Raw genomic sequence first — 24,456 nt, 5'->3', positions numbered from 1 at the left:
CTGACGATACGCAGAACATTGAGGACAGCGGCGGCCGCCGCTTTAACGACCGCCGCCCTGGCGGTCGCAACCCCGGCCGCGCACGCCGCCGGAACGACGCTCGTCCTGGACGCCCAGGAGAACTACTACCTCCCCGCCGAGGGCGAGGGCCCGAACCTGGGCCTCGGCATCACCGCCTCGGGCGGGGACGCCCATGACGTCTCGGTCGCGGTCGACGCGTCGTCCCTCGCCGGGAAGGCGACGATGGTGGTCACGGGGGACTGCGTGAGCACCGGCACCCTGAAGGTGAGGTGCGAGGTGGGCCCGCTGTCGGGCAGGGAGTCGATCGACCCGTTCTTCCTGAAGCCCACCGCGGCCGCCAAGGCGGGCGACACCGGTGCCATCACCTACACCGCCACAGCCTCCGACGCGGCCGGCGTGACGGGGAAGACGGACGTCCTGGTCGGCGGGCCGAAGCTCGTCAGCCGGCCCTACCCGGCGCTGAAGGGCATCGCGCCCGGCGCCGTCTTCGAGCGGACCCCGGCCTTCGCCAACACCGGCACAGCCCCCGCCGACAAGGGCATCATGCTGCTGGTGCAGGACTCAGAAGGCGTCTCGCTCGCCCGTGACCACTCCAACTGCCACTACTCGGACGGGCCCGACGTCGGCGCCTGGTGCCGATTCGACACCCCCGTCGCGCCCGGCGCGGCCTACGAGACGGGCGCGCCGCTTCGCTACACCGCCTCCAAGGACACGATGTACGGCTACAACACCTACGTCGTGTGGCCGGTCGGCGGCACCGCGCCCGACTCCTTCGACCCGTCCGACTTCCCCGGGACCGGCGCCGGCGCGCCGCTCGGCCTGAAGTCCGTCGCCTCCGGCTCCGGATTCACCGGCTCCGGGTACGGCACCTTTGCCACCACCCAGCACGCCGACTACCAGGCGCTCGGTGACACGGTCGAGGGCAAGGTCGGCGAGACGGTGAGCATCACCGTGGGCGTGCGGAACAACGGGCCGGGCCGGATGGGCTTCCGCTGGGCGGACGCCGACAACTCCGGCACGTTCGTGGTGACCCCGCCCGCCGGCACCACCATCACCGGCGCCCCCGGTCCCGGCGAGCAGGGCGACCCCGGCCCGCTGTGGAACTGCACACCGCGCAAGGCCGGCGCGAAGAGCTACACCTGCGACATCGGCAGCACGGACTTCCGGCCGGGCGACTTGGTGACCCAGGAGTTCACGGTGCGGATCGACCGGGTCGTCCCAGGCGCGCGGGGCAGCGTGCGGGCGGTGGAGAACCCCGAGTACCCCAATCGTGACGACGACGCGGCGAACGACACCGCGGCGATCGCGGTGAAGGCCACTGGCTCGGCGACGTCCAGCCCGTCGCCCAGCGCGTCCGCGTCCCCGTCGGCCACAGCCGCCGCGAGCTCGTCCGGCTCCGGGGCGGGAACCAGCAGCGGGACGACGACCGGCGGTCGGCTCGCCGCCACGGGCGCGGACGGCGTCCTGCTGCGGGCGGGCACCGCCGTCCTGCTGGTGGCGGGCGGCGCGCTGGTGTTCCTGGCAGCGCGGAGGTCGCGGCCGCGGGGCGGCCGCTGACGCCGCCGCCCCGGCGTGGCAAAGCCCACCTGCGCTTCGTGGTGGAAAACCGCCGTCGGCGCGGTAGCCCCCGCCACCTCGGCCAACGCCTGCACGGCCATCCAGGCGGCGATGGGAACACTCTGCGTGAGATGCGTGCTGCGGCGGATCAGGCACAGGTCGAGTGGTCCGACACCGAGGGATACGTCGCTCTTCCCTGGGGTCGGATCACCCTGCGGGCCGCCTCGGGCGTGCTGGCGGTGAGGGTCGAGGCTCTCGGAGAGGAGGAACTGAGGCGGCTGCAGGACCTTGTCGCCGGGCATGTCGAGAGGTTTGGCCGACGCGACGGGATGCAGGTGAACTGGCAGGCAACCGACGCCCCCGCGCTTTCTCCCGAAGCCGCCCTCTACGACGCCCAGGTGCCGCAAGGGGATGCCGGGCCGCGCCGCGGTCACCTCAACGTGGTGGGCGTCGTGACCGTCGTCGCAATCGTTCTCGCCGTACACCTGGGGCTCGGCAGTGTCCTCCTGTCGAACTGGCGGTGGACCGGCTGGGCCAGCGGCGGCCTCCTGGCTGTGGTCCTGCTGGAGGTTGCGCTCCTGGGCGGGTTCGCCATCCGTCGCGGCCGCGCCTCGACGGGCCGCTGAGCACGGCTGTGCCGGACAGCCGCTCAAGCATCGCGCACGCACGGAGGAGATGTGAGAGGGGGTGTTGGCGAGGTGCCCGACGTCGCCGGGGCGGAGTTCTCCTCGGGTACCGGAAGCGGCTGCCGCCAAGGCGTGGACGTGTCGATCCTCGGCGCGGTTCGGCCGAGCCATTGAGCTGTGGTCTTCGCCTCCGCACGGGTTGGAAGGGACACAGCAAGGAAACGGAAGGGGGCAGCGGGCCGTAGTTCGACGCACACGACGGGTCTGCCGGACCGGATGGCCACGAAGTCCAGCCCGGTGTGGTGGCTGCGCGTGCCGATGCACCGGACCCCTGGAATCCAGACGCCGCGCTGCGGGACTCCGCGCAGGGCGCGCCACCAGTCGGGTTCGACCGTCACCCGGCACACCGCCGTCAGCGGCACGCGCACGTCGCCGCGGCGCGCGGCGGCCTTTTCCCGCCATGCCAGGTGCACGACCAAGTCATCACCGTCGGCGTACATCCGTGCCATTGCTCCGCTCCTCCTTCCCATCTTCGTCCGGGAGGCTGCTGTGTGGCGCGCCGGCGTTGTCTCCTGGCCCCCGCAGGGTTGAGGGCCGGACGCGGCCGGGTCGGATCGTCCGACGAGCAGGCCGTTCGGTCTGCGCCGCATGCTGTCGGCGGCGGTTGAACCTCGCCCGACGCCGAGACACGCCTGCACCGGCAGCCTCGGGGGCACACGGAAGCTGTGCGCCGAACGCACTGGTCAAGGGGCTCACCGCAACCGCGGCAGAGACAGCTGACGGTCCCCGGTCCAACGACATGACCAGAAACCACGTCCACGCCCGCTGTTCAAGCTTCCTCGTCGTCACCCGCGTAGCGTGCAGCGATGATGGCGGCGCGTAATTGCCCCGTTGCTCACACTTCTCTCGCCTCGTCACAGCCGGGGGTGGACCATGGGGTTAGCGAGCCAAGGAGGCCCATCATGCAATCCGGAGCCTCGGACTACGACCGCTGGCTGTACGCGCATACCCCGTCGCAGGCCGAGGGAGAGCGCGACGAGCCAGGCGAGCGCAGCACCGCGGGACAGCACCCGGACGTGCCCAGGACCGAACCATCTCAAGCGGAGGGCGAGCGGGCGGACGACGTCCCGACTCGACAGTGAACTCCCTGCCGCGGAGCCGGAGCCGGCCCGGACGCCGCGCTCGAGAGGAACCCGTAGCCCGGCGTCTGTCGGCGCCACCGCGTCGGCCGAGCGGCAGCGCCCTGCTGCAGTCAGTAGACACGCCGCATCAAGGACGGCCGACCGGGGCCAGGCCGCGGTAGAGCGTCATCCAGGCCCATGGCGTCTTCCCGCACCCAGCAGAGTGATTTCGTGAATGCCCTCGGGCGCGGGCCAACACGCCGCCCCAGGCGCTGTGCGTCACCGTCATCGTCGCCGCCGCGCGCCGACGGGCCGCCGACCAGCAGTGGAATACCGGTTCGTACGGTGCCGAGGGCGTCGGCGGGCCGGTTGGCCGGGTCGATGTACAGAGCTCCGCCGCCACCACACGCGGCGTGGCGCGGGCCTGGAGGCCGGCTCCACCCACAGCCGTGGCCGCTCAAGGGGGCGCAGGCGCACCGAGGGCGCACTCCAGCCCACATCAGGCGCGCACCGCTCAAGTCGAAGACCCGCTTTGTCGTCGGCTGCCTTCGCCAGGTTTTGTGCGCGGGTGCGGACCCGGCCGAGGTCGCCCAGTGGGCAGGAAACAGCGTGGAGGTTCTCCTTTCCCCGTACGCGAAGTGTCTCTATGACCGGCGCAGCGCTGCGTTCAGTACTGCTCGGTCTCCACGAAACCCGCGTCCGCGTTGTCGTCCGCGCCGAATGCGGCGGCAGTCGGGTCGAATCCGGGCGGGCTGTCCTTGAGGCCCAGGCCCAGGCCGGCCAGCTTCGCCTTGACCTCGTCGATCGACTTCGCACCGAAGTTGCGGATGTCCATCAGGTCGGCCTCGGAACGCGCCAGGAGTTCACCCACGGAGTGGACGCCCTCACGCTTGAGGCAGTTGTAGGACCGAACGGTGAGCTCCAGCTCCTCGATCGGCAGCGCCAGATCAGCGGCCAGGGCGGCGTCCGTCGGGGACGGGCCCATGTCGATGCCCTCGGCGTCGACGTTCAGCTCGCGGGCGAGACCGAACAGCTCGACCAGGGTCTTACCGGCGGAGGCCATGGCGTCACGGGGACGCATCGCCTGCTTGGTCTCGACGTCGACGATCAGCTTGTCGAAGTCGGTGCGCTGCTCGACACGGGTCGCCTCGACCTTGTACGTGACCTTCAGCACCGGCGAGTAGATGGAGTCGACCGGGACACGGCCGATCTCCTGGCCCACCTGCTTGTTCTGCACGGCGGAGACGTAACCGCGGCCGCGCTCGACCGTCAGCTCCATCTCCAGCTTGCCCTTGCCGTTGAGCGTGGCGAGGACCAGGTCGGGGTTGTGCACCTCGACACCGGCCGGGGGCGCGATGTCGGCGGCGGTGACCAGACCCGGACCCTGCTTACGCAGGTACATCACGACCGGCTCGTCCTGCTCACTGCTCACGACCAGCTGCTTGATGTTGAGGATCAGGTCGGTGACGTCCTCCTTGACACCCGGCACGGTGGTGAACTCGTGCAGGACGCCGTCGATACGGATGGACGTGACCGCCGCACCCGGGATCGAGGAGAGGAGCGTACGACGCAGGGAGTTGCCGAGGGTGTAGCCGAAGCCCGGCTCCAGCGGCTCGATCACGAACCGGGAGCGGAACTCGTCGACGACCTCTTCGGTCAGAGAGGGACGCTGAGCAATCAGCACGAGGTGTTGCCTCCAGTGGTTTGGCGCCTGCTATGTGACGCCGTGGACACCACGAAGGGTACGGGCGATACGGGCGATACGGTCTTCGCAGACGCCGAACGGGCCGACTTCCCAACCCGGCGAGGAGGCTTCGCGCCTCCTTCGCGCCCGCTGCCCCACGGCCGTTTCAGCATTGCCCACGTCCAAATCCCGGGCGCAGGACGGCCAAGCAGGCATGCGTGGCCACGGGGCGGGTGATGTCGTGAGCATGGCTTTGGCCGTGACGCGCGCAGTCAACCTCCCGGATGGCGTGCTGGCGGCCGAAAAGTGTGACGACCCACCAGGCCGCTTGTTCGACGTGTATGCGGGCCTGTGTGGCCGTTCGAAACGGCCGCGTGATCATGGTGGCCGTGTTTCTACGTCTCGTAGTAGCTTGAAGAGTCGAAGATGGCCTGGCCGACTAAGCGAGGGAGGTGCCAGGTGACGGGCGGTAAGGACGGCCGGGGGGAGGGCGGGCGGCGTGCGCGGGGTGAGCTGGAGAGTGAGGTGCTGGCCGCCCTGTGGGCAGCCGGCGGGCCGGTGACCGCGACCGTGGTCCAGGAGCAGGTGCCCGACGCCGCGTATACGACGCTGCTGACGATTCTGACGCGGCTGTGCGACAAGGGGTTGGTGACCCGGCAGCGGGAGGGTCGCAGCCATGTGTATGCGCCCGTGGATGATCAGGCGGGGCATGCGGCGGCGGGGATGCACTCGCTGCTGGAGGAGGGCGGGGACCGTGCGGCCGTGCTGGCGCGGTTCGTGTCGGAGTTGTCGGTGGAGGATGAGCAGTTGCTGGAACAGTTGCTGCACGGCGACTCTTCTGTCTGAGCGGTGGTGAGGCGTGTTCTGGCCGGTGCCGATGTATCTGCCGCTGCTGGTGAGCGCAGTGCTGGCGCTGGGGGCGCCGTGGGCGGGACGCCGGATGCCGCCGCGTGCGGGGGCGTGGGCGATGGTGTGCGCGGCGGTCGTGGCGGCCGGTACCTGGGTGACCGAGCTGGCGATCCTGGCGTTCACCGCTGTGGGCCAGGTGCCGCTGGTGGCGGCCCAGGGGCCGTGGTCGGTGAGTGTGCTGGCGGCGGAGGATCCGGTGAGCCGGATGGTCGCCGCGGTGTGCGCCGGGGTGGTCCTGGCGCTGATAGTGAGCCTGACCGTGGCTTCCTGGCGCAGGGGGCGTGCGCTGGTCGATGCCTGGCGGGAGTGCCGGCACATCGCGGCGGGCGGGGACCTGGCCGTGGTCGATGATCCGGTGCCGGCTGCGTTCGCCGTGCTCGGCCTGCCGGGGCGGGTGGTCGTCTCCTCCGGGATGCTGCGGCTGCTGGCCGGGCCGGAGCAAGGCGCTCTGCTGGCCCACGAACGGGCGCATCTGCGGCATCGGCATCACCTGTTTTCGCTGGTGCTGCATCTGATGGCGGCGTTGAATCCGCTGCTGCGGCCGGTGGAGCGGGCAGGGGCGTTCGCGGTGGAGCGGTGGGCGGACGAGGAGGCCGGGGCCGCGGTGGCGGACCGGCCGCTGGTCGCTCGGGCGATCGCGAGGGCAGCTCTGGCATCGAGCCGGGCCAGGCAGGCGGCACTGGCCGCGACCGGCGGCCCGGTGCCCCAGCGCGTGCAGGCGCTGCTGGCTCCGCCGGTACGTCGTCGAGGCGGTGTGATGGCGGCGTTCGCGGTCCTGATGGCGGCGTGCTGCGTGAGCCTGGCCGTCACGGCGCACGACAGGGAACGGCTGTTCGAGGCCGCGATGCACGCCCATGCCGTCGGGGCGCAGCTGCCTACGCGGTGACAGGTTCGGCGGGGAGCGAGGCCCGCTGGGGCGTGGCCGGTTTCCGGTTCACGCCTTCGGCGATCCGGGCTTGATGCAGGCGAGGAGCCCAGACCGGCGTGCAGGCGTCCGGTCGGGGGGACGTGGACCCCGTCGCGCATGGGCGCCGGTGGGCTGGGGGATCGTCTTGGTGTGAGCGGAGGCTTCCTTCCGTGGCTGGGCGTGCCGCTGCGGCACGGCCCCTGGGTTGCCGCGCTCGCGGTGCTTGCCGTCACGCCGGGCGGTCTGTGGCTGTTGGCGCTGGTGCTGGAGCGGCGCCTGATGGGTTTTCGCACCGGGTTCGTGGCGGTGCTGCTCGGTGATCCGCTGCTGGCCGTGGCGGTCGCGCTGGGAGTGTGGCGGATGGGTACGGCAGCGCCGGGCGGGCCGGCGGGGCTGTGGTGGGGGCTCTTGTGGGGCGGGCTTTGGCTGTGTTTCGGCCTGGTGCAGTGGTGGGCGGAGTTGCGGGCGGGGTTCTTCACCCGTCAGCAGGCCGTCGCTCCGACCAAGATCTGGCATCAGCTGGTGGTCTATCCGCTGCTCGGGTACTGGTTGTGGACGGCCGGCGTGGGTGGCCTGCTCGCGCCTGGAGCGCAGCTGCGCGATGCCACCGGTCGCGTGCTGATCGTGGTGTGTGTCGCAGGCTGGGCGCTGATCAACGGATACGACCGGCGCCGTCCGAAGCTGGGGCATCCGCCGTACGACTGGCGGCGGCTTCGCCCCTTCCCGCAGCCCTGGCCGGCTTCGTCCCGCAGCCTGCGCGCCTATCGGAGCGGGACCGGTGCCGACGAGCCGGTCGGCCGCCGCTGAGAGCCATCGTCTCCGCTGCTGTCAGGGGCCAGAAAGTACGGGGCGTGGCGCGGCGGCGATCGCGGTGGCCCGCTGAGGGAGGGCAGCACAGCTCGTGGCCTGTCGTGATCTCAAACGCCGTGAAGATCCGGAACAGAGTGGGGCCGAAGTGGTCTGTGGCGACCGAGCCAGTGGCGGTGCCGGTGGTGGTGTTCGGGCGCAACCAGGCCCTCGCCGACGAGCTGCGCCGGGACGGCATCGAGCACGCTTTCGGCTGGGTGGACGACATGCCCGGCCTGATGCACGCCTGCGACGTGCTGATCCAGAACGCCGGCGGACTGACCTCGCTGGAGGCGTTCGCCGCCGGGCTGCCGGTGGTCAGCTACCGCTGTATCCCCGGCCACGGCCAGACCAACGCCGCCGCCCTGGACGAGGCGGGCCTCGCGGCCTGGATCCGCGACCCCGCGGACCTCGGCCCGGTGCTCGCCGAACTCCTCCACGGCGCCCGCGGCCAGGCCCAGCGCGCGGCAGGACTCGAACTGCACCGCTCCGTTCCCGGCCCGATACCCGCCATCGCCGCCAGAACCGGGCATCAACTTCCTACGGCGTCGCCCCGCTGGGCGGTGGCCCACGGCCCTTCCTGAACTGCTCGGCCGTTCGCCGGGGGAGACGGGCGGCCTGCGGAGAGTACGGTGCCGGGCAGGCCAGGGGCACCGTGCTCGCGCAGCGGGCCGACTTGCCGGCCGCGCGCCTGGCAGGCGTCGAGGATGCGTGGCAGCGCCCGCAGGTGGTGCGCCAGGAGCCGGTGGCGGAGGTGCAGTCGGAGTCGTGGAGCAGGATGGTGCCGCCGCCGCGCAGGTCCCGCAGGACGGTGTCCTCGACGGACCGAGGGGTGGCCCGCCCGCGCCAGTCCTCGCCCCAGCAGGTCCACAGCACCGGGGGCAACTCCAGGCGGCGGCAGGCCAGATGGGCGGTGGTGCTCATCATCCCCGTACGGCGGCCGGAACAGTGCCGGTGGCCGGCCGGTGACGTCGGCCACCGCGTCGCGGGCGAGGTCGTCGTAGGTGGCTCGGGGGCCGCGCAGCAGCAGGGGGCGGTGGTGATAGCCGTGGACGGCGATCTCGTGCCCCGGCGGCGGACAAGGCTGAGCGCCGGGCCGAGGGCGAGGACGACGTAGCCGTGGGTGACGGTGGTGAGCGTGGCGACGACCGCGACGAGCAACGGCCCGCCCGCGTCGCCGAGTCCGCGGCCGAGATCGGCGGCGCCCATGGTCTGGCCGAAGCGTTCGGCGGGGGCCGTGGCGGCCAGGGCGGCGAAGCCGAGCGGGGTGATCAGAGCGGTCCCGACACCGATCAGGGCGGCGCCGAACGCCCCGGTCAGGCCCGGCGGCATCGCGCAGCCCAGTTCGACGGCGGTCACCAACAGCCCCGCCGCGATGCCGGAGCGGGCCGAAAGTCGCCCGTCGTCCAGTGCCCACATAGCGACCGCCACGCCGAGCACCGCCAGGACCACGAACAGCAGACGCAGGCCCCCGGCCCACACCAGCACCCCGCCGAGCAGCGGGCCGAGCGTGTAGCCGATCGACTTGTGGAAGCCGTAACTGCCGAACGCCCGACCGTGCTTGGCGGCCGGGTTGAGCCGGGCGACCGGTGCGGAGGCTGACGGGGAGAACGCGGAGGCTGCGGCGCCCTGGCCCAGGCGGGCGGCCCAGAGCCAGCCGGGGCTGTCCGCGAGAACGTACAGGGCGGACGCGACCGCGAAGGCGACCAGCCCGCCGAGCAGCACAGGCGGGCACCGACGCGGTCGGCGAAGGTGCGAAGACCGGCTTGAAAAGCACTTCGGCGCGGTCGTGGAGGGCGAGCGGGCCGCCGAGGCCGCCCATGGCCTCCACCGGCTGCTGAGGACGGTCGGCGCCGGGTAGCGGGCGTCGCTCACCGGACCGCCCGGCCGGATCGCGTGCCGGGCGGGAGCCGGCGCCCAGTCAGCCGAGGGTGAAGCAGGCCAGGCTGCCCAGCCCGGCGACGGTGCAGTAGACCGCGAACGGGATGAGGGTCCGGTGCTCGAAGTACCTGACCAGGTAGCGGGTGGCGAGATAGGCCGCGATGAAGGCGGCGATGCCGCCCACCAGCAGCGGGCCGCGCAGACCGTTGCCCTGCGGACCGAGCAGCGGGGGCAGCTTGAGCAGGGCCGCACCGCCGATCACCGGCGTGGCGAGCAGGAACGCAAAGCGTGCGGAGTCCTCGTGGCCCAGGCCCTTGAAGATGCCGGCGCTGATGGTGGAGCCCGAGCGGCTGATGCCCGGGAACAGGGCGAGGATCTATGCCGCGCCGATCGCGATGGCCTGCCGGAAGGTCATCCGGGTGATCCGCAGGTCCGACTGCTCCTCCGCGGACAGATGCTCCTCCCCGGGGGCGACGGTGGCCCCGGCCCGTCTGCGGCCGGTGCCGCCGCGCCGCAGCCGTTCAGTGACGAACAGCACGATGCCGTTGAGCGCCAGGAAGACCGCGGTGGGGATCGGGCGCCCGAGCGTGGTGCGGAACACCTTGTCGAGCGCCACGCCCGCGACCGCGACCGGGATACACGCGGAGATGATCAGCCAGGCGAGCCGCTGGTCCACGGTCTGGATGCGGCGTTGCGTGATCGACGTCGACAGGCCCCGGATCACCCTGACCCAGTCGCGCCAGAAGTAGGCCACCAGGGCCAGAGCGGTGGCCAGGTGGAGGCCGACCAGTTCGTTGAGGTACAGGGAGTCTTCGGCGGAGACGTCCAGGTCCTGCTTCCAGTGCCCTCCGAGCAGGGCGGGTATGAGGATGCTGTGCCCCAGGCTGGAGACCGGGAACAGTTCGGTGACGCCTTGCAGCAGGCCGACGCCCACGGCTTCGGGGTAGGTCAGGACGGACATGGATGGCCTTTGACTCGCGATGCAGGCACGGTGAGGCTTCGGGCAACGCTCGAGCGGTGCCAGCCAGACTGGAAATTACTACATCATGTAGAAGTTGCTGGGTCCGGCGAAAGGCGTTCATCTCGGTGACGGCCAAGGTTCACCGTCCGCTCGCCGACCGATAGGTCATCAACACAATCGCCGTGCCGACGGTCGTCGGCACAATCGCCTGGCCGCGCTCGCCACCTGGTCGGTGTTGCCCGCCCCGCCCATCGTCCGCGCCTCCCCGGTGTTCTCTCGGTCCGCTGTCCCTGTGCGCCGTCGAGGGCGGTCCTTGCCCTCCCCGACCCCCGCGAGGAGCAGGACCGTCACAGAGGCCGGTGTGACGGCCGCGCCCTTCCGGCCTCGTGTGACGTCCCCTCACCCCCGCCGCTTGCCTGTCGTGCGATTGACCGCGGCTTCGCCTTACGGATGCCGGCCGCGGCCGGTGAAGCTGGGCGTGGGCGTGGGCGTGGGTGAGGTGCCGCCGCCCGTGGTGCCGCCGAGCAGCCCGCCGCCGGTGCCGCCGGTGGTGGTGCCGGAGGTGCCCGTCGGGGTCGGGGAGGCGCACCCCTTCTTCGGCCCGTGACACCCTCCGGTGGTGGGGGTCGGGCTGACCGGTGTGGTCGGAGTGGCCGAGGGCGTGCTCTGGGTGGGGGAGGGGGTGGGTGACGGGGCGCCGTACTCGTCGGTGCCCTTGCCCAGTGAGGGTGCGGGCGGGAACTGCCGGACGGGCTGCCCCTGGAGTGCGGCGGTCATGTAGCCGGTCCACACCTCGGTGGGCATGTCGGCGCCGAAGACCTTGGAGTAGCCGCCGGCCCCCTGCATCGACTGCAGGCCGGCCTTCTTCGGGTCCTCCTTGAACATGCTGACGGACGTGACCAGTTGCGGGGTGTAGCCGATGAACCAGGCGGACTTGTAGTCGTCGGTCGTGCCGGTCTTGCCCGCCACCGGGCGGCCCAGGGCCTGGGCGTTGGTCCCTGTTCCGTGCTTCACGACACCCTGCAGGACATCGGTGACGGTGTCGGCGGTCGAGGAGGGCATGGCCATGGTGCCCTTGGGCTTGTCGAAACCGGGCAGCTGCTGCCCGTCGGCGACGACCTTGGTCACCGAGTACGGATCGTGCTGGACACCTTCGTCGTCGAAGGTGGCGTACGCGTCGGCCATGCGGATCGCCGAGGGGGTGGAGGTGCCGATGTAGAACCCGGGGGTGTCGTACTGCAGGCTCGTGCGCAGCAGACCTGCCTTGAGGGCTTCGCTCTCCACGTTGGAGTAGCCGACGTACTCGCCGAGCTGGACGTAGGGGGTGTTGACCGACTGCTCCATCGCCTTGCGCAGGGTGATGTAACCCCACTTCGTGGTCACGTCGTTGCGCTGGTGCAGGAGCCCCGTGGGGTCGCCCGGGTCCGGCATTTCCTGGCCCTGCTGGTTCTTGATGGTGAGGCGGTCGTCGCCGTTGAACTTGGAGTCCGGGGTGATCGGTGAGGCCGGCTGACCCGGGGAGAGAACGGCCCCGTGGTCGAGGGCGGCGGCCAGGTCTACGGGCTTGAAGGTGGAGCCGACCGGCACACCGGTGGCTTCGGCGTTGTCGGTCCAGTGGCCCTTGTCCCAGCCGGCGCCGCCGTACAGGGCGACGACCGCGCCGGTCGACGGATCGATCGATGCCGCGCCCACCTGGACGTTCTTGTCCGCGGCACGGTGCCCCGGGTCGAGGTGCTTGTGCTCCATCGCCTTGACGGACGCCGCGAGCGCCCTCACCTTCTTCTTGTCGAAGGTGGTGTAGATCTGGTAGCCGCCGTGTCCGAGTTGCTGTTCGGTGGCCGATGAATGGGCTTCGACGTACTTCTCCGCGATCTGCATCAGGTAGCCGGACTGCCCGGACATCCCCGCCGACGGCGTGTAGGGCTTGGGCGTGGGGAACCCGGCGGTGAGGTACTGCTGTTCCTGGGCCTGGCTGATCTGGTGGATGGTGACCATGCGGTCCAGTACGTACTTCCAGCGCGCCGTGGCCTGGGTCTTGGCCTGCGGGTCGGTGCCGGCGAGCATCATCACGCTCGGCTCGTTGACCGTGGCCGTGAGGAACGCGCCCTGGCTGACGGTCAGCTGGGAGGCGTGCACGTGGTAGTAGGCGTTGGCCGCGGCCTCGATGCCGTAGGCGCCACGACCGTAGTAGCAGCTGTTCAGATAGCCCTGCAGGATCTGCTGCTTGGACATCTGGTCACCGATCTTCAGCGAGATCAGGATCTCCCGCAGCTTGCGGGTGACCGACTGGTTCTGGTTGAGGTAGGTGTTCTTCACGAACTGCTGGGTGATGGTGGACCCGGACTGCACCTCACCGCCGGTGGCCATGTGGTAGACGGCGCGGAGCATGCCCTGCGTGTCGACGCCGGGGTCGGTGTAGAAGGTGGCGTTCTCCGCGGCGAGGAAGTCCCACTGCACGGCCTTCGGGATCTGGGCGAGGTCGACGTTCTGCCGGTTCATCGACCCCTGCGTGGCCATCACCGAGCCGTCCGACCAGTAGTAGGTGTTGCTCTGCTGCTGGGTGCTGGGGTTCGCGCTCGGGATCGTCGTGGTGGCGTAGGCGTACCAGAACAGGCCCAGCACGCCGCCGGAGAACAGCAGGAAGGTGCCGAGCACCTGCTTCCACGAGGGCAGCCACCGCCGCACGCCCCGCTTGCCCGCACGCGGGTAGTCGACGAGACGGCGGCGGCCGGTGGGTAGGGCGTCCGCACGTCGCGGGGCCGCCGCGCGGCGGCCCCGCCCGCCGCCGGACCGGGCGGCCCTGCGCGCCTCTGCCCGGCCGCCGCGCGGTATGCCGCCCGCACCGGACGGCCCGGTCCTCCCCGACGATCGGCGCCGGTGTTCACTCATACTCGCCACTCCTCAGCCAGGCACAGGCCCACCCACCGTGGCGAAACCGGCCGGCCCGCCGTGGTGCGGGGCGGGGGGCCTGGCCTGGGGTCGGCTAGTACCCTTGGCAACTACTACAAGTTGTAAGACTAGGTGGTGCCGGGCATGTGACGGCAAGCACCCCTGGGCAAAGTCACATGACACAGAAGAGCCACCCGTTGCCGTACTCGGACCAGGCGAAACGCGCAGGATGCTCAGCCCTTCGCCCGGCGGCGGCGCAGTACGGCACGGGCCACGAGCGCGAGAATCAGCGCGCCCAGGGCGATCGGCAGGTAGGTCGAATAGCGGTTGACCTCGGTGTAGATGGTCGTGATGTGGTCGCCGGCGGTGTGCGGGGCTGGCCGCGGTGGAGACGGCCGCCGTGGTGCTCGGCGCCTTCCGGGAGGCGGCCCACGACGAGCCCGGCCTGGTGGGGCTGGGCGAGCGGCTGGAGCGGAGCGTGGCCCGGGAGTTGGAGATGCCGCCATGCTGCTGCTCCGGTACCACGGTCATGGGGAAGGAAAATCTGTTCCCATCGGATGAGTGAGCAGCGACTTCGGCACGGTAGAAAGGACACATGCCGGAGCATGAGAACCCCGCCGGGGCGATGGACGACGTCGATGCGGTCACCAGGGCGGTGCTGACCGCCTCCCGCCTGCTGGTGGCGGTCTCCGCCCGCTCGCTCGCCGAGGTCGAGGAGCGGGTGACGCTGCCGCAGTTCCGGATGCTGGTGGTGCTGGCCACCCGGGGCGCCACCAAGCTGGTGGCGCTCGCCGATCTGCTGCAGGTGGCGCCGTCGACGGCGATGCGGATGGTCGACCGGCTGATCGCCGCCGGGCTTGCCGACCGGCAGACCAACCCCGATAACCGCCGCGAGACCCTGCTCCAGCTCACCGAGGAGGGGCGCCGTACCGTCGAGGACGTCACCGCCCGGCGCCGCTCCGAGATCGCCACGATCGTGGCGCGGCTGGGCCCGACGCAGCGGCTGGCGCTCATCGAGGCCCTCAGTGCCTTCAACCGAGCCGGAGGAGAGCCCCCGGCCCCCGCCCTGGACGACCCGGAGCCGCACCCGCTCGGCTGGGTCGTGGACGGAGCGATGGCACACGACGCGTGACGTTCTTCCCGGGCGGACGGCACGGGTTTCCGGGCGGCTCCTTTCCGGGTCCGGCGGATTTTGCATAATGCAAGAGTATTCTGGACTATGGGTTTGCTGGGGGACATGGGTTTCGCTGCCGGATTCCGGCAGTACGCGCCACATGAGTGTGTCCGGTCGAGGGCAGTGCGGTCGCGCCTCCTGGGTGGCGGCACCGATCGTCGCTGATCAACCAGGGAAGGATGCGGGGCGGGTGACACGGATGCGCCGAAGGCCTCGGCCCTCGTCCTCTGCTGAACTGCCTCTGATGGCGCATCTGCGCACCACGGTGTGGGGGCCCGCGGAGTTCGTCGGCTTGCCGCCCCGGTGGCTGGTCGCGGAGGGGATCCTTGCAGGGGGCCTCGCCTCCGTGGCGATCGTCGGTACGGCGCTCTACGGCGCCTGGACGGGGAGGCCCTCGCTGGCCGACGGCGAGGCGGGCCTGGTCTGCGCGGGAGCCCTTGCTCTGTACCTGTCCTTCGTGGGGGCCGGACGTGCGCCCGTCGCTGTTGCGGCGCTGCTCGGCGCATGCCTTGCGCTGCAGGCACCGCAGGTCGCCGCCGGCATGGTGCTGGCGGAACGCGAGCAGGTGCAGTCCGTGGTGGTGACCTCGGTCGAGGACGGCCGGGCGACAGACGGTGGGCGTGCCCGGTACCTCTGTTCGGTGGCGGACACCGACGGCATACCGCTCAAGGTCCGCATCTGGCGCGGTTGCGGACGGGCCACCCGGCCCGGAGACGCGCTCGCCGTCGTGTACGACCCCAAGGGCTCGGTGCCAACTCGCGGTGCGGAGACGGGGGCTGGAGTCCCGGGGCCGCTGCGCGACCTGGCCCCATGGTCGGCAGCACTCGTCGCCGGGAGCGTGGTCGCCGTCGTCCGCTCCTACCGGCTGTCGCGTCCCACGGCCTAGTGCCCGGGCCGGAGAGCGGCGCCATCCTTCGCTTGATCAGTCGGCCGAAGAACTGGGTGTCGGCGAGGCGGTGTTCATGTTCAGGTCGCGGCGAGCGGTGAGGACGGCCGCCGATGTCGGCACGAACTGCTGCTGTTGCGGGGTGGCCTGGTGGGGCAGCGTGATGTTCAGCTCGGGGGTGATCTTGCGGCACAGCTCGTCGAGTCCGGCATGCCCCACGATCAGGTGCCTGCCGGCTTCCCTCATCTCCTCCGTCGAGCCCTTCTACAGCGCCAGTTCGCCCAGCGGGTACTCCCACAGTCCTGCTGAGCGGCCCTTCACGACGAAGTCGCGGTCGGCCTCGGTGAGCGGGCCGTACTGAGTGCTGGCGACGATGCGGTTCGGGTCGCTTGACACGGTCTGCACGCCGAGCATCGCAGGGTAGGCGAGCGCGGTGAGGGTCAGGCCCAGGGCGCGGTAAAAATTGCATGCCGCCTGTGTTGTGCGTCACATGGGCGAGGTCATCCGGCTGTGGGGGAGGGTGACGGCGAGGGTGAGGATGTCGTGGCGGGGCCCGTCGGTACTCCGTCGGTCGGCAGTCCGGGGGGCACGGTGAGGGTGACCATCGGTGCCCCCGGCTGTGGCACCGGCGGGGTGGCCTGGCTGGACGGGAGCTTGGGCGGGTTCGTCTCCTGGTTGTTGACCTGGGTGAAGTTGACGAGCCCGGTGTTCTCCATCTGCGTGATGTGGTCCAGGACGACGTCGTTGGCCTGGTCGGCCAGTTGGCGTACGAGGGTGTTCTGGGTGGTGGAGCGGATCTTGGCGATGGTGTTGAAGATCGAGCCGTGGGTGACGCGCAGGGTGTTGGCGAAGTCGGAGTCGAACTGCTTGCCGGTGTCCGACTTGAACGTGTCCAGGAAGCCCTGCTGCTGTGGAGTGGGCTGGTTGGGGATGGTGATGTTCAGCTCGGGGGCGATCTTGCGGCAGCTGGCGTCGAGTGCGGCGTGCCCGATGACCAGGTGCCGGCCGGCTTCGCGCACCGCCTGGGTCGTTCCCTTCTGCATGGCCAGGTCGCCGGAGGGGCCCTCCCACAGTCCGGCGGAGCGCACGAAGACGACGAAGTTGCGGTCGGCCTCGGTGAGCGGCCCCCACTGGGTGCTGGCGATCACGCGGGACTGGTTGGTGGACGCGTTCTGGATGCCGAGCATGCTCGGGTAGGCCAGGGCGGCGAGCGTCACGCTCAGCGCGCCGCCCACGAAGACGGTTCCGATCGTGTTGCGCGAGAGGGGCATCGTGCCTCCTGGAGCGGGCGGCGGGTACGTCGGCAGGTACGGGCCGGCAACGGAAAGGAAACCCTTGCTCCAGGTAAAGATTGCACTATGCCAAGCTGCTCATGGAGTCGCTGACGCGTGGCGGACCCCCAGCCACAGGGCCTTCGACGGTGTCCCGTTGCCGTCCGTGGCGACGACCGTGTACCAGCCCGAGGGAACGAGTGACGGATCGTCGGGGATCCGGACCGTGAGTGATGTGCCGGTGCGGCGGATCACCTTCAGGGCGACGGAGCGCTGGTCGAAGTCCGTGACGTGAGTGGCCGATCCGGGTCGCATGAGCCGGACGCGGGTGATGCCGGCGGCGTCCGCCGAGCCGAGGGTGATGTCGTCCCCGCGGTGCGCCCAGGTCCTTCCGTGGAGGTCGAGACGAGGGCGTGCGCCGTGGAAGAGGTAGGGCGGGGAGTAGACCTCGACGCGCTGTTCGAAGTGTCCGGGGCGGGAGTCGTCCTGGTCGGCGAAGAGCGGGTCGGAGCCGAAGACGGCGACGCGGCCGTCGGGCAGGAGCAGGGCCTCGGTGTGGTAGTTGCGGCCGACGGCCGGATCGGCGGCCCGGATGAAGGCGTTGGCTGCGGGGTCGTAGAACTGGGCCTTGAGGATGTCGCTGGCGCCCTTGCCGCGGTAGCCGCTGCTGCCGCCGGTGGTGAAGACGGTGTCGTCCGGCATGAGCACGCTGTTGAGGTAGCGGGTGTTCTCCGGAAGGTGCGGGCCGGGCGTGAAGGTGGGGTGCGTGGCCTTGAGGTCGACGATCGCCGTGCGGGAGGTGGCCGCCCGGGACTCCCCGACGCCCCCTCCGCCGAGCACCATGACCTTCCTGTCCTGGGCGGGCGGCAACAGGACGGAGGAGGAGGTCTCCAGGATGTCCGGATCCTTCAGACCGGGGACCGGGGTAAAGGAGTTGGCCGTCAGGTCCCACAGGCCGGACTTGCGGCCCTTGTCGGCGGGTCCGTAACCGGCGTTGGAGCCGCTGTAGAAGATCTTGCCCTTGCCCGTGAGGAAGAGGGAGGGGTAGGTGGGGAAGTAGCGCGTCGGGGCCTTCGACCAGGCTCTGGTCGCCGGGTTGTAGATCTCGTTCTTGCCGGGGACGACCTGGCCGATGTCGTCGAGGCCGGAGACGGCCAGGACACGTCCGTCGGAAAGCGTCGTCAAGGTCGGATACCAGCGGGCCTCGCTCATCGAGCCGACCTTGGTGTACTTCTCGGTGACGGGGTCGAACTCGTAGACGTCCTTGATGCCCTGGAAGTCCTTCTTGTCAAGGCCGAGCTTGTTGGCGACGCCGTAGACGTTGTTGGCGTCCTTGCCCCTCAAGCCCTGGATCTCGTACTGCTCGGTGGTGTTGGTGATGCCGAGCGGGCCCTGTTCGACCGCCTCGACGAAGACGCGGGCCTGGCTCGCGGTCACCGTGGCGTTGCCGATGCTGCCGGTGGAGGTCTTCTTTGCGGCGGGTACCTGCACGGCGAACTGGGAGCGGTACTCGACGCCGGCGGGGGAGCGGAAGACGGTGCCCTTGGGGAAGGTGCGACCGCGGTCAGGGTCGTTGTTCTTGACCAGCATGGCGCCGCCGGCGCGTTTCACGTCGCCCTGGAGGACCTCGTAGCGGGCGGTGCCGCCGGCGATGAGGATCTTGCCGTCGGGGAGCTGGGTGTGGCCGCTGCAGAAGAGGTCGGCCGGGGTGTCAATCTTCTTGAAGGTGTTGGTCGCCGGGTCCCACAGGGTGCTCTTGAAGACGCCTCCGTCGAAGTGCTTGACGTTGTTTCCGCTTCCGGCGATCAGCAGCACCTTGCCGGTGTGGAGCAGGATCGCGTGGATGGAGTTGAGCTGGTACTGGCCCGGCAGCGTGGCAAGGGCCCAGTGGCCGTAGGCCGCTTTGTACTCGGGCTGGTTGATCTCGTAGTGGTGGTAGGCGTGCTGGGCGAAGCCCGCCACGGCCGGGGCGTTGAGCGCGGCGAGGGTGACGACGGCCGCGGTGGCGAACAGGGTCTTCCGGGTGGTGGGGCGGGAGGTGCGCTGGGCCATCGGGGAGTGCCTCCGCTGCGGGCCGGTCGGGCGTGGACGTACCGACCACTACCTCGCACACCCCCGGGATCCCGGGAGACACTCTCGTTTGCACTATGCAAAATAATCCGATGTGAGCAATGTGGCCGTGCCTGGCGGCCTGCGGGCGACGCAGGCCGGCCGCGGTCGCATCGGTTCCCTCCAGCCGGCCCGGCCCGGCCCAGCGGTGGTTGACCGGCAAGCCCGGGAAGAACCCGATGATCACGGCGAGCTGCATCAGTGGCCGATACGGGGCCGTGGTCTTCACCGGTCCCGGTGCGAAGAGTACGGCCTGGTAGGCCCACGCGCCTGCAGCGGCGAAGGTACGCGCCTGGCGCCGAGGTGGTAGGTCGCGGTGGTCCTCGCGTGCTCGTCCACGGTCACGTCGATCTCGTATGTGTTCTCCCAGCCGTGCCCGGCGGTGGAGGCACACGAACGAGTAGGCGCGCTGGACGTGGTCTGTGTGTATGGCCTGGGCGTGGTCTGTGTGCATGGCCCACCTCCTTGGAGCCATCCGGGCGCCAGATCCCTGTACCCAGCTTTGCATAGCGCAAAAGTTGGTGTCCGGATTCGGGCGGCCGTCGCGTGGCACATGGTCAAGGGGCCTTGTGCACCGCGCGCAGAGCGCTCTGGTGGCTGAGCCAGCCGACCGGTTTGCCGTGCTCCGAGTCGAGGACGGGCAGCCCGGTCCCGGCGGCCGACAGCAGGGCGTGCAGCGCCTGTGCCAGGGGCTGCTCGGCAGTGACCGAGGCGGGCGGCTCGGCGAGCTGTCCGACCCGGGTCGGCGCGTCCTCCGGCTGTTCCGCGAGGGCCTCGGCCACCGCCTGCGCGGTGACGACGCCGGCGTAGTCCCCGGCGCCGTCGACCACCGGAAGGGTGCCGTGTCCGGACAGGCTCAGCAGGTCGGCGGCGTCCGCGAGTGTCGCGGAGGCGGGCAGGGAAGAGGGCAGCGCTTCCATGACGGCGCCGACCTGCTGGGTGCCGATCCGGGCGCCGGGGGCGGGGCCTTCGAGGTCGATTCCCCGGCGGCGCAGCTTGAGGGTGTAGATGGTGTCGCGGGTGATCAGGCGGCTGGTGGCGGTCGCGAGCACGATCGCGAGCATCAGGGGCAGGATGATCGAGTACTCGCCGGTGAGTTCGAAGAGGATCACCACGGCGGTGATCGGCGCGCGCGCCGCGCCGGCGAAGACCGCGCCCATGCCGACCAGCGCGTACGCGCCCACCGCGCCGGCGGAGTGGGGCATCAGGTGGTGGACGCCGATGCCGTACGCCGAGCCCAGCATCGCCCCGATGAAGAGGCTGGGGGCGAACACCCCGCCGGAGCCGCCGATACCGATGGTCAGACTGGTCGCCAGCATCTTGCCCACCAGCAGCAGGAGCAGGAAGCCGACCGCGTAGCCGCTCTCGGTCGCCTTCTGGAGCACCGGGTAGCCGACCCCGTACATCTCCGGCAGGGCCAGCAGGAGCACGCCGAGTGCCAGCCCGCCGACCGCCGGGCGCAGCCATTCCGGGCCGCGCCAGAGCCAGTCGCAGGCATCCTCGATCAGGTACAGGAACCGGGAGAAGCCCACCCCGGCCACCGCGGCTACGACGCCGAGCGCGGCGAACAGGCCGTACTGGGCGAGATGGTCGACGTGGAAGCCGGGGAGATTGAGGAAGGCGTTGTCGCCGAAGGCGGCCCGCCCGATGATGCTCGCGGTGACGCTGGCCAGCACGAGGGCGCCGAAGGCTTCCGCGCTGAAGGTGCCCAGGATCAGTTCCATCGCGAAGAACACGCCGGCCAGCGGTGCGTTGAAAGTGGCGGCTATGCCGCCTGCCGCGCCGCAGGCGACCAGCAGCTTCATCCGGCCCTCGGTCACCTTCGTCGCCCGGCCCAGCGTGGATCCGAGGGCCGAGCCGATCTGCACGATCGGGCCCTCGCGGCCCACCGAGCCGCCGGAGCCGATGCACAGGGCGGAAGCGAGCGTTTTGACCACGGCGACCTTCGGTCTGATCCGGCCGCCGCGCTGCGCCACCGCCAGCATCACCTCGGGCACCCCGTGACCGCGGGCCTCCTTGGCGAACCGGTTCACCAGCGGCCCGTACAGCAGGCCGCCGATCACCGGGGCCAGCAGCACGAAGTACGGGCCGAGCCACGGCACGTGCGGATTGTCCGCGCCGGGGGAGGCCGCGTAGTCGTCGTGGCCGGAGAGGAGGCGCGTGAAGGTCTTGATGCACCAGCGGAAGGCGATCGAACCGGCTCCGGCCCCGGTCGGGGTCGACGGCAGCCCGCATTCGGCGGCGGCGGTGGATGTGGCGTTCGAGGAGGCGGCCCTGCGCGGAGCGCTCCTGCGCGCCCTGTATGTGTGGCATCCGCCGCTCCTCGGTGTGCTGGACGAGGACGCCGCGGTGCGGGAGTGCCGCCGTGTGCTGTCCGAGACGGTCGCGGGTCGCACCGCGACGCACCCGGAGGTGGAGTTGCACCACGAAGTCGTCCGCGGTCACCCCGTGCAGGTGCTGACGGAAGCCTCGGAACACGCCTTGGGGCTGGTCGTGGGAACCCGGGGGCATGGAGGGTTCACGGGCTTGCTGCTGGGCTCGGTGAGCCAGGGAGTGCTGCACCACACCCGCTGCCCCGTCATCACGGTCCCGGCGTGAGGCGGCGAACGGCCCGGGACCCTGTCCCGGACGGCCCTGGTGGCGTCGGCCGGCCCGGCACACGATGAGTGAGCGCCGCCGATAGAGGGCGGCGAACCGGCGAGATGTACGCCGAGCTCCCTGGAGTCCGTGATGGAAGCCCCAGTCAAGATCCTCCGCCCAACCCGGCCGAACCCGTCGCCGACGAAGACTTCGCCACCGTACAGGCCCGGATGATGCGCACCGGCACGGATCCGTTGGTGCCAGGCGCGGGGAAGGATGACGGGGCCGGCGGTACGTCCGGTGCCGGTCCGCGTCCTCCGGTAGGGGAACTTGCCGCCGGTGATGTCTTCACCGCACTGGACACGTCCCGGCGCGGCCTGTCGGCGGCGCAGGCACAGGACAGGCTGGAGCGGTACGGGGCCAACGAGCTGCCCCGTGCGCGGCGCCGCGCCGTGTGGCGGCAGTTGGGAGCGCAGTTCACGGACCTTTTCGCGGTGGTGCTGATCGTCGCGTCGGGGATCACCTTCCTGGCGTACGGGCTTCGGGAGCCGCGGGACGTGGGCACCCTGCAGCTGGCGGTGGCGGTGGCGGTGGCGGTGGCGGTGGCGGTGGCGGTCCTGGCGGTCGTGGTGCTGAACGCCGCCCTCGGCTTCGCCCAGGAGTACTCGGCCGAGCGCACGGCCCAGGCGCTGGAGGCGATGGTGCCCCACACCTGGTTGAACTCCTCCGGCCCGTCGGCGCCGTCGCCGCCGGTCATGGCCGGACGGGTGGAGATGTCGCTGCGCCGACCAGTGACAGCCAGTCGGTCAGCCCGGCCGGGTCGGCGCTCCCGCTCCGGAAGCCGACATGTCCGTCCGGGCGGACGGTCAGCAGACCGCGACCGGGGCTGTTCGTCAGCCGGACGACGGTGACCAGGGGGCCGGGCACTGCGTCCGGCGGCGAGTCGGCGTCGCGCTGCAGCAGCACGTGCACGCCCGGACGGGCCAGCAGTTCGTGCAGCCGCGTGGGGGTTCCTCCGACGCTGACGGTCGCGTCCGGCAGACGGTCTCCCGGGCGAGGAGCGCCACGCAGGCGCGATGTTCCCTCCACCGACAGGGGGCTGTGCCGGTAGTTCACGCGCAGTTGGGAGATGAGACGGATGGCTTCGGCGACCAGCCGTCGCCGGTCCAGGAGAGCGGGTATGGCCGGGGCTGCGCGCGGAGCGGCCACAGCGCGCAGCCATGAGGGGATCCGGCCGGTGGATGCCTCTGCCCAGAACGCCGTGTGCGTGAGGATCAGCCGGCGGTGGGCAGCCGATCTGCGCTCGCTGTCGTAGGAGTCGAGCAGTATGTCGGCGCCTGGCCCGGTCTCGGCACCTGTCCCGTCCGCGGACTCTCCCCTGGAGCGGCCTGCCGCGAAGCCGAGCTTCCAGCCGAGGTTCACCGCGTCCTGGATACCGGCGTTCATACCCTGGCCGGTGGCCGGTGAGTAGTTGTGCGCCGCGTCCCCCGCCAGGAAGAGCCGCCCTCGCCGGAACCGCCGGGCGAGGCGGCACTGCAGCGGCACCTGCGCGGACCACGCGAGACGCTCGATCCGTGCCTGCATCCCCGCCTCGTTCAGGAGGCGCTGGAGCTCGTCTCGCGGGACGGCGGGTCCGGGCCGGCCGAAGTTCTGGTCGGCCCCGCCGGTGGAGGCCCGCGTGGCCAGCAGCCGCCAGGTGGCCTGCTCTCCGAGCGGGAAGAGGAACAACAGTCCCTGGCGCCCCGCGTACACCTGAGCACCGGAAGCACCGGAAGCACCGGAGAGGCCGGACATGCCGTCGAGGTCGAGGTCGGCGAGGACCACCTCTTCGGCGTAGGGCCTGCCGTGCCACCCGATGCCGGCGCAGCCCCGCACGGTACTGGCCGGGCCGTCGCAGCCGACGACGAAGGGGCAGTGGATCTCCTCGATGCCGTTGTGCGATCGCAGTACGGCACGGGCACTGTCCCCGTCGTCGCGGGCGGTGAGCAGTTCGGTGCTCCGTTCGACCGTCACCCCGCGGTCGGCGAGCGCCCGGGTCAGCACTCTTTCGACGTCCATCTGCCGCAGGAGTGACAGGTGTGGGAAGGCGGTGTCGGGCAGTGCGAGGTCCGCGAGCCGGGTTTCGACGACGCGGGAGCCGAGATGCAGATGGGCCGTCGGGGCGGTGTCCGCCAGCTCCAGCAGGTCGTCCGTGACGCCGAGTGGGCGCAGGACTTCCAGGGTGCGCGGGTGCAGGATGAGCGCTCGGGAGGGCCGGAACGGCTCGGTACGGCGCTCGACGACCCGGATCCGCGCTCCGTGGTCATGGGCCTGCAGCGCCAGGGTGAGGCCGGTCGTGCCGGCCCCGACGACCAGGATGTCCACCGCTGTCGTCACACCCCGGCCTGAACGCGCCACCATGCTGTGGCGTCGGGCGACACAAGGCCCTCGGCCAGACCGGAGCCCGTGATCATGTCGTCGCGGTGCACCCCGGGCACAACGGCATAGCTGATCGAATCAGGCACGCTGACCAGCGCCAGAACCCGCCACAGGGAACGCGCGTAGTGTTCGGCGCGCTGCGGGTCGTCCCACTCGTACACGCCGCGGTAGCGGCCCTGCTGGTCGTGGGCCAGCCACAGCTTCGAGGTGAAACCGGGGAAGCCGACGAACAGCGGGGTGTTCAGCAGGCTCTCCCTGCGGAACAGCGTGTGCCCAGGCCCGCCGCGTACCAGCCGCAGGCGGAAGGTGACCACCAGCGTGCACGGGTCCTTCGCCAGGCCGCTGCCGAGGCGAGTCTCCCGGTACACCCGGGCCGAGGTGCCGTCGGCGAAGCGGAGCCGCATTCCCACCCGTTCGTTCGGCAGGCGGATCCGGTGCCGCGCGAGCAGCGCGAACGTGGCGAGGAAACATGAGGCAACGGCCCGCCATGCCTCGCCGGGGGCGAGCGGTCTCTGATCGCCCATGGTGGCCTCCTCCCGAGGAGCCGTAACGGGCACGGCATGATGCCGGGCTCTGCCGCCGCCCCTGCCGGCCGGAGTTACCTCGTACAACCCAC

The 24,456-nt window shown here is 70.9% G+C and carries 18 protein-coding genes and 6 pseudogenes; 13 read left to right on the top strand and 11 right to left on the bottom strand.

What is annotated here, in order from left to right; genetic code table 11:
- Window positions 1-18 precede the first annotated feature (18 nt).
- From LJ657_RS22550 to LJ657_RS22535, 4 genes and pseudogenes are all read left to right on the top strand, one after another.
- Window positions 19-1,578, top strand: coding sequence for a hypothetical protein (locus LJ657_RS22550; RefSeq protein ID WP_232650540.1), 1,560 nt, complete (start codon window positions 19-21; stop codon window positions 1,576-1,578).
- A 131-nt stretch (window positions 1,579-1,709) separates the two neighbouring features.
- The gene (locus LJ657_RS22545; protein ID WP_232650539.1) at window positions 1,710-2,204 is read left to right on the top strand and encodes a DUF2218 domain-containing protein; all 495 of its coding nucleotides are present in this window, start codon (window positions 1,710-1,712) and stop codon (window positions 2,202-2,204) included.
- Between the two features lie 962 nt (window positions 2,205-3,166).
- On the top strand, window positions 3,167-3,346 hold the full coding sequence (locus LJ657_RS22540; protein ID WP_232650538.1) for a hypothetical protein: 180 nt from the start codon (window positions 3,167-3,169) through the stop codon (window positions 3,344-3,346).
- A gap of 537 nt (window positions 3,347-3,883) precedes the next feature.
- Window positions 3,884-4,087 (top strand): annotated as a pseudogene (locus LJ657_RS22535) (hypothetical protein); the annotation flags it as partial.
- Here LJ657_RS22535 and LJ657_RS22530 read toward each other — a convergent pair.
- Window positions 3,993-5,009, bottom strand: a complete 1,017-nt coding sequence (locus tag LJ657_RS22530; protein WP_232650537.1) for a DNA-directed RNA polymerase subunit alpha — start codon at window positions 5,007-5,009, stop codon at window positions 3,993-3,995. The pseudogene LJ657_RS22535 and the gene LJ657_RS22530 overlap by 95 nt on opposite strands.
- 459 nt (window positions 5,010-5,468) lie before the next feature.
- Between LJ657_RS22530 and LJ657_RS22525 the strand changes: the two genes are divergently transcribed.
- From LJ657_RS22525 to LJ657_RS22510, 4 genes are all read left to right on the top strand, one after another.
- Window positions 5,469-5,855, top strand: a complete 387-nt coding sequence (locus tag LJ657_RS22525) for a BlaI/MecI/CopY family transcriptional regulator (protein ID WP_232650536.1) — start codon at window positions 5,469-5,471, stop codon at window positions 5,853-5,855.
- A 13-nt stretch (window positions 5,856-5,868) separates the two neighbouring features.
- On the top strand, window positions 5,869-6,804 hold the full coding sequence (locus tag LJ657_RS48185; RefSeq protein WP_308117071.1) for a M56 family metallopeptidase: 936 nt from the start codon (window positions 5,869-5,871) through the stop codon (window positions 6,802-6,804).
- 171 nt (window positions 6,805-6,975) lie between these two features.
- Window positions 6,976-7,632, top strand: coding sequence for a hypothetical protein (locus tag LJ657_RS22515; protein ID WP_232650535.1), 657 nt, complete (start codon window positions 6,976-6,978; stop codon window positions 7,630-7,632).
- Between the two features lie 155 nt (window positions 7,633-7,787).
- Window positions 7,788-8,255 carry a glycosyltransferase gene (locus LJ657_RS22510; protein WP_372487953.1) on the top strand — a complete coding sequence of 156 codons (468 nt, stop codon included), beginning with the start codon at window positions 7,788-7,790 and terminating at the stop codon, window positions 8,253-8,255.
- On the opposite strand, the gene LJ657_RS48660 is transcribed toward LJ657_RS22510, so the two are convergent.
- From LJ657_RS48660 to LJ657_RS22490, 4 genes and pseudogenes are all read right to left on the bottom strand, one after another.
- Window positions 8,204-9,088 (bottom strand): polysaccharide deacetylase family protein, encoded by an 885-nt coding sequence (locus tag LJ657_RS48660; RefSeq protein ID WP_232650731.1) that lies wholly within the window; start codon window positions 9,086-9,088, stop codon window positions 8,204-8,206. The two genes, LJ657_RS22510 and LJ657_RS48660, sit on opposite strands and share 52 nt — an antisense overlap.
- Window positions 9,089-9,138: 50 nt before the next feature.
- A pseudogene (locus LJ657_RS22500) lies at window positions 9,139-9,396 on the bottom strand (MFS transporter); the annotation flags it as partial.
- Window positions 9,397-9,592: 196 nt separating this feature from the next.
- Window positions 9,593-10,513 (bottom strand): annotated as a pseudogene (locus tag LJ657_RS22495) (undecaprenyl-diphosphate phosphatase).
- 444 nt (window positions 10,514-10,957) lie between these two features.
- On the bottom strand, window positions 10,958-13,402 hold the full coding sequence (locus LJ657_RS22490; RefSeq protein ID WP_232650534.1) for a transglycosylase domain-containing protein: 2,445 nt from the start codon (window positions 13,400-13,402) through the stop codon (window positions 10,958-10,960).
- A gap of 385 nt (window positions 13,403-13,787) precedes the next feature.
- Between LJ657_RS22490 and LJ657_RS22485 the strand changes: the two genes are divergently transcribed.
- The 3 genes from LJ657_RS22485 to LJ657_RS22475 all read left to right on the top strand — a co-directional run bounded on the left by LJ657_RS22485 (window position 13,788) and on the right by LJ657_RS22475 (window position 15,462).
- Window positions 13,788-13,967, top strand: coding sequence for a hypothetical protein (locus LJ657_RS22485; protein WP_232650533.1), 180 nt, complete (start codon window positions 13,788-13,790; stop codon window positions 13,965-13,967).
- A gap of 30 nt (window positions 13,968-13,997) precedes the next feature.
- Window positions 13,998-14,534: a MarR family winged helix-turn-helix transcriptional regulator gene (locus LJ657_RS22480; protein ID WP_232650532.1), complete on the top strand. Its 537-nt coding sequence runs from the start codon at window positions 13,998-14,000 to the stop codon at window positions 14,532-14,534.
- Window positions 14,535-14,820: 286 nt separating this feature from the next.
- On the top strand, window positions 14,821-15,462 hold the full coding sequence (locus LJ657_RS22475; RefSeq protein WP_232650531.1) for a hypothetical protein: 642 nt from the start codon (window positions 14,821-14,823) through the stop codon (window positions 15,460-15,462).
- A 105-nt stretch (window positions 15,463-15,567) separates the two neighbouring features.
- Here LJ657_RS22475 and LJ657_RS22470 read toward each other — a convergent pair.
- The 4 genes and pseudogenes from LJ657_RS22470 to LJ657_RS22455 form a co-directional block, all read right to left on the bottom strand.
- A pseudogene (locus LJ657_RS22470) lies at window positions 15,568-15,876 on the bottom strand (DUF4142 domain-containing protein); the annotation flags it as partial.
- Window positions 15,877-15,962: 86 nt separating this feature from the next.
- Window positions 15,963-16,733, bottom strand: a complete 771-nt coding sequence (locus LJ657_RS22465; protein WP_232650530.1) for a DUF4142 domain-containing protein — start codon at window positions 16,731-16,733, stop codon at window positions 15,963-15,965.
- Between the two features lie 99 nt (window positions 16,734-16,832).
- Window positions 16,833-18,785, bottom strand: a complete 1,953-nt coding sequence (gene glxA / locus LJ657_RS22460; protein WP_232650529.1) for a radical copper oxidase GlxA — start codon at window positions 18,783-18,785, stop codon at window positions 16,833-16,835.
- A gap of 614 nt (window positions 18,786-19,399) precedes the next feature.
- The gene (locus tag LJ657_RS22455) at window positions 19,400-21,070 is read right to left on the bottom strand and encodes a chloride channel protein (RefSeq protein ID WP_232650730.1); all 1,671 of its coding nucleotides are present in this window, start codon (window positions 21,068-21,070) and stop codon (window positions 19,400-19,402) included.
- Here LJ657_RS22455 and LJ657_RS22450 point away from each other — a divergent pair.
- Window positions 21,036-21,440, top strand: a pseudogene (locus LJ657_RS22450) (universal stress protein); the annotation flags it as partial. The gene LJ657_RS22455 and the pseudogene LJ657_RS22450 overlap by 35 nt on opposite strands.
- Before the next feature lie 104 nt (window positions 21,441-21,544).
- Window positions 21,545-21,883 (top strand): annotated as a pseudogene (locus LJ657_RS48655) (cation-transporting P-type ATPase); the annotation flags it as partial.
- 292 nt (window positions 21,884-22,175) lie between these two features.
- Here LJ657_RS48655 and LJ657_RS22440 read toward each other — a convergent pair.
- Complete coding sequence (locus LJ657_RS22440; RefSeq protein ID WP_232650528.1) at window positions 22,176-23,798, bottom strand: FAD-dependent monooxygenase; 1,623 nt, start codon at window positions 23,796-23,798, stop codon at window positions 22,176-22,178.
- Window positions 23,795-24,364: a hypothetical protein gene (locus tag LJ657_RS22435; protein ID WP_232650527.1), complete on the bottom strand. Its 570-nt coding sequence runs from the start codon at window positions 24,362-24,364 to the stop codon at window positions 23,795-23,797. Before LJ657_RS22435 ends, LJ657_RS22440 begins: the two co-directional genes overlap by 4 nt.
- Window positions 24,365-24,456: the final 92 nt, after the last annotated feature.

It is taken from the genome of Streptomyces guryensis, assembly GCF_021261325.1.
Taxonomy (GTDB): Bacteria; Actinomycetota; Actinomycetes; order Streptomycetales; family Streptomycetaceae; genus Streptomyces; species Streptomyces guryensis.
The sequence above is the reverse complement of the archived record's forward strand: the minus strand, read 5'-3'. Positions and strand labels throughout refer to the sequence as shown.

Coding starts and splice junctions, on each gene's coding strand:
- LJ657_RS22465 (WP_232650530.1), bottom strand. CDS start 16,733: ATGCCCCTCTCGCGCAACACGATCGGAACCGTCTTCGTGGGCGGCGCG.
- LJ657_RS22480 (WP_232650532.1), top strand. CDS start 13,998: ATGCCGGAGCATGAGAACCCCGCCGGGGCGATGGACGACGTCGATGCG.
- LJ657_RS22490 (WP_232650534.1), bottom strand. CDS start 13,402: ATGAGTGAACACCGGCGCCGATCGTCGGGGAGGACCGGGCCGTCCGGT.
- glxA (WP_232650529.1), bottom strand. CDS start 18,785: ATGGCCCAGCGCACCTCCCGCCCCACCACCCGGAAGACCCTGTTCGCC.
- LJ657_RS22435 (WP_232650527.1), bottom strand. CDS start 24,364: ATGGGCGATCAGAGACCGCTCGCCCCCGGCGAGGCATGGCGGGCCGTT.
- LJ657_RS22475 (WP_232650531.1), top strand. CDS start 14,821: ATGGCGCATCTGCGCACCACGGTGTGGGGGCCCGCGGAGTTCGTCGGC.
- LJ657_RS22545 (WP_232650539.1), top strand. CDS start 1,710: ATGCGTGCTGCGGCGGATCAGGCACAGGTCGAGTGGTCCGACACCGAG.
- LJ657_RS22540 (WP_232650538.1), top strand. CDS start 3,167: ATGCAATCCGGAGCCTCGGACTACGACCGCTGGCTGTACGCGCATACC.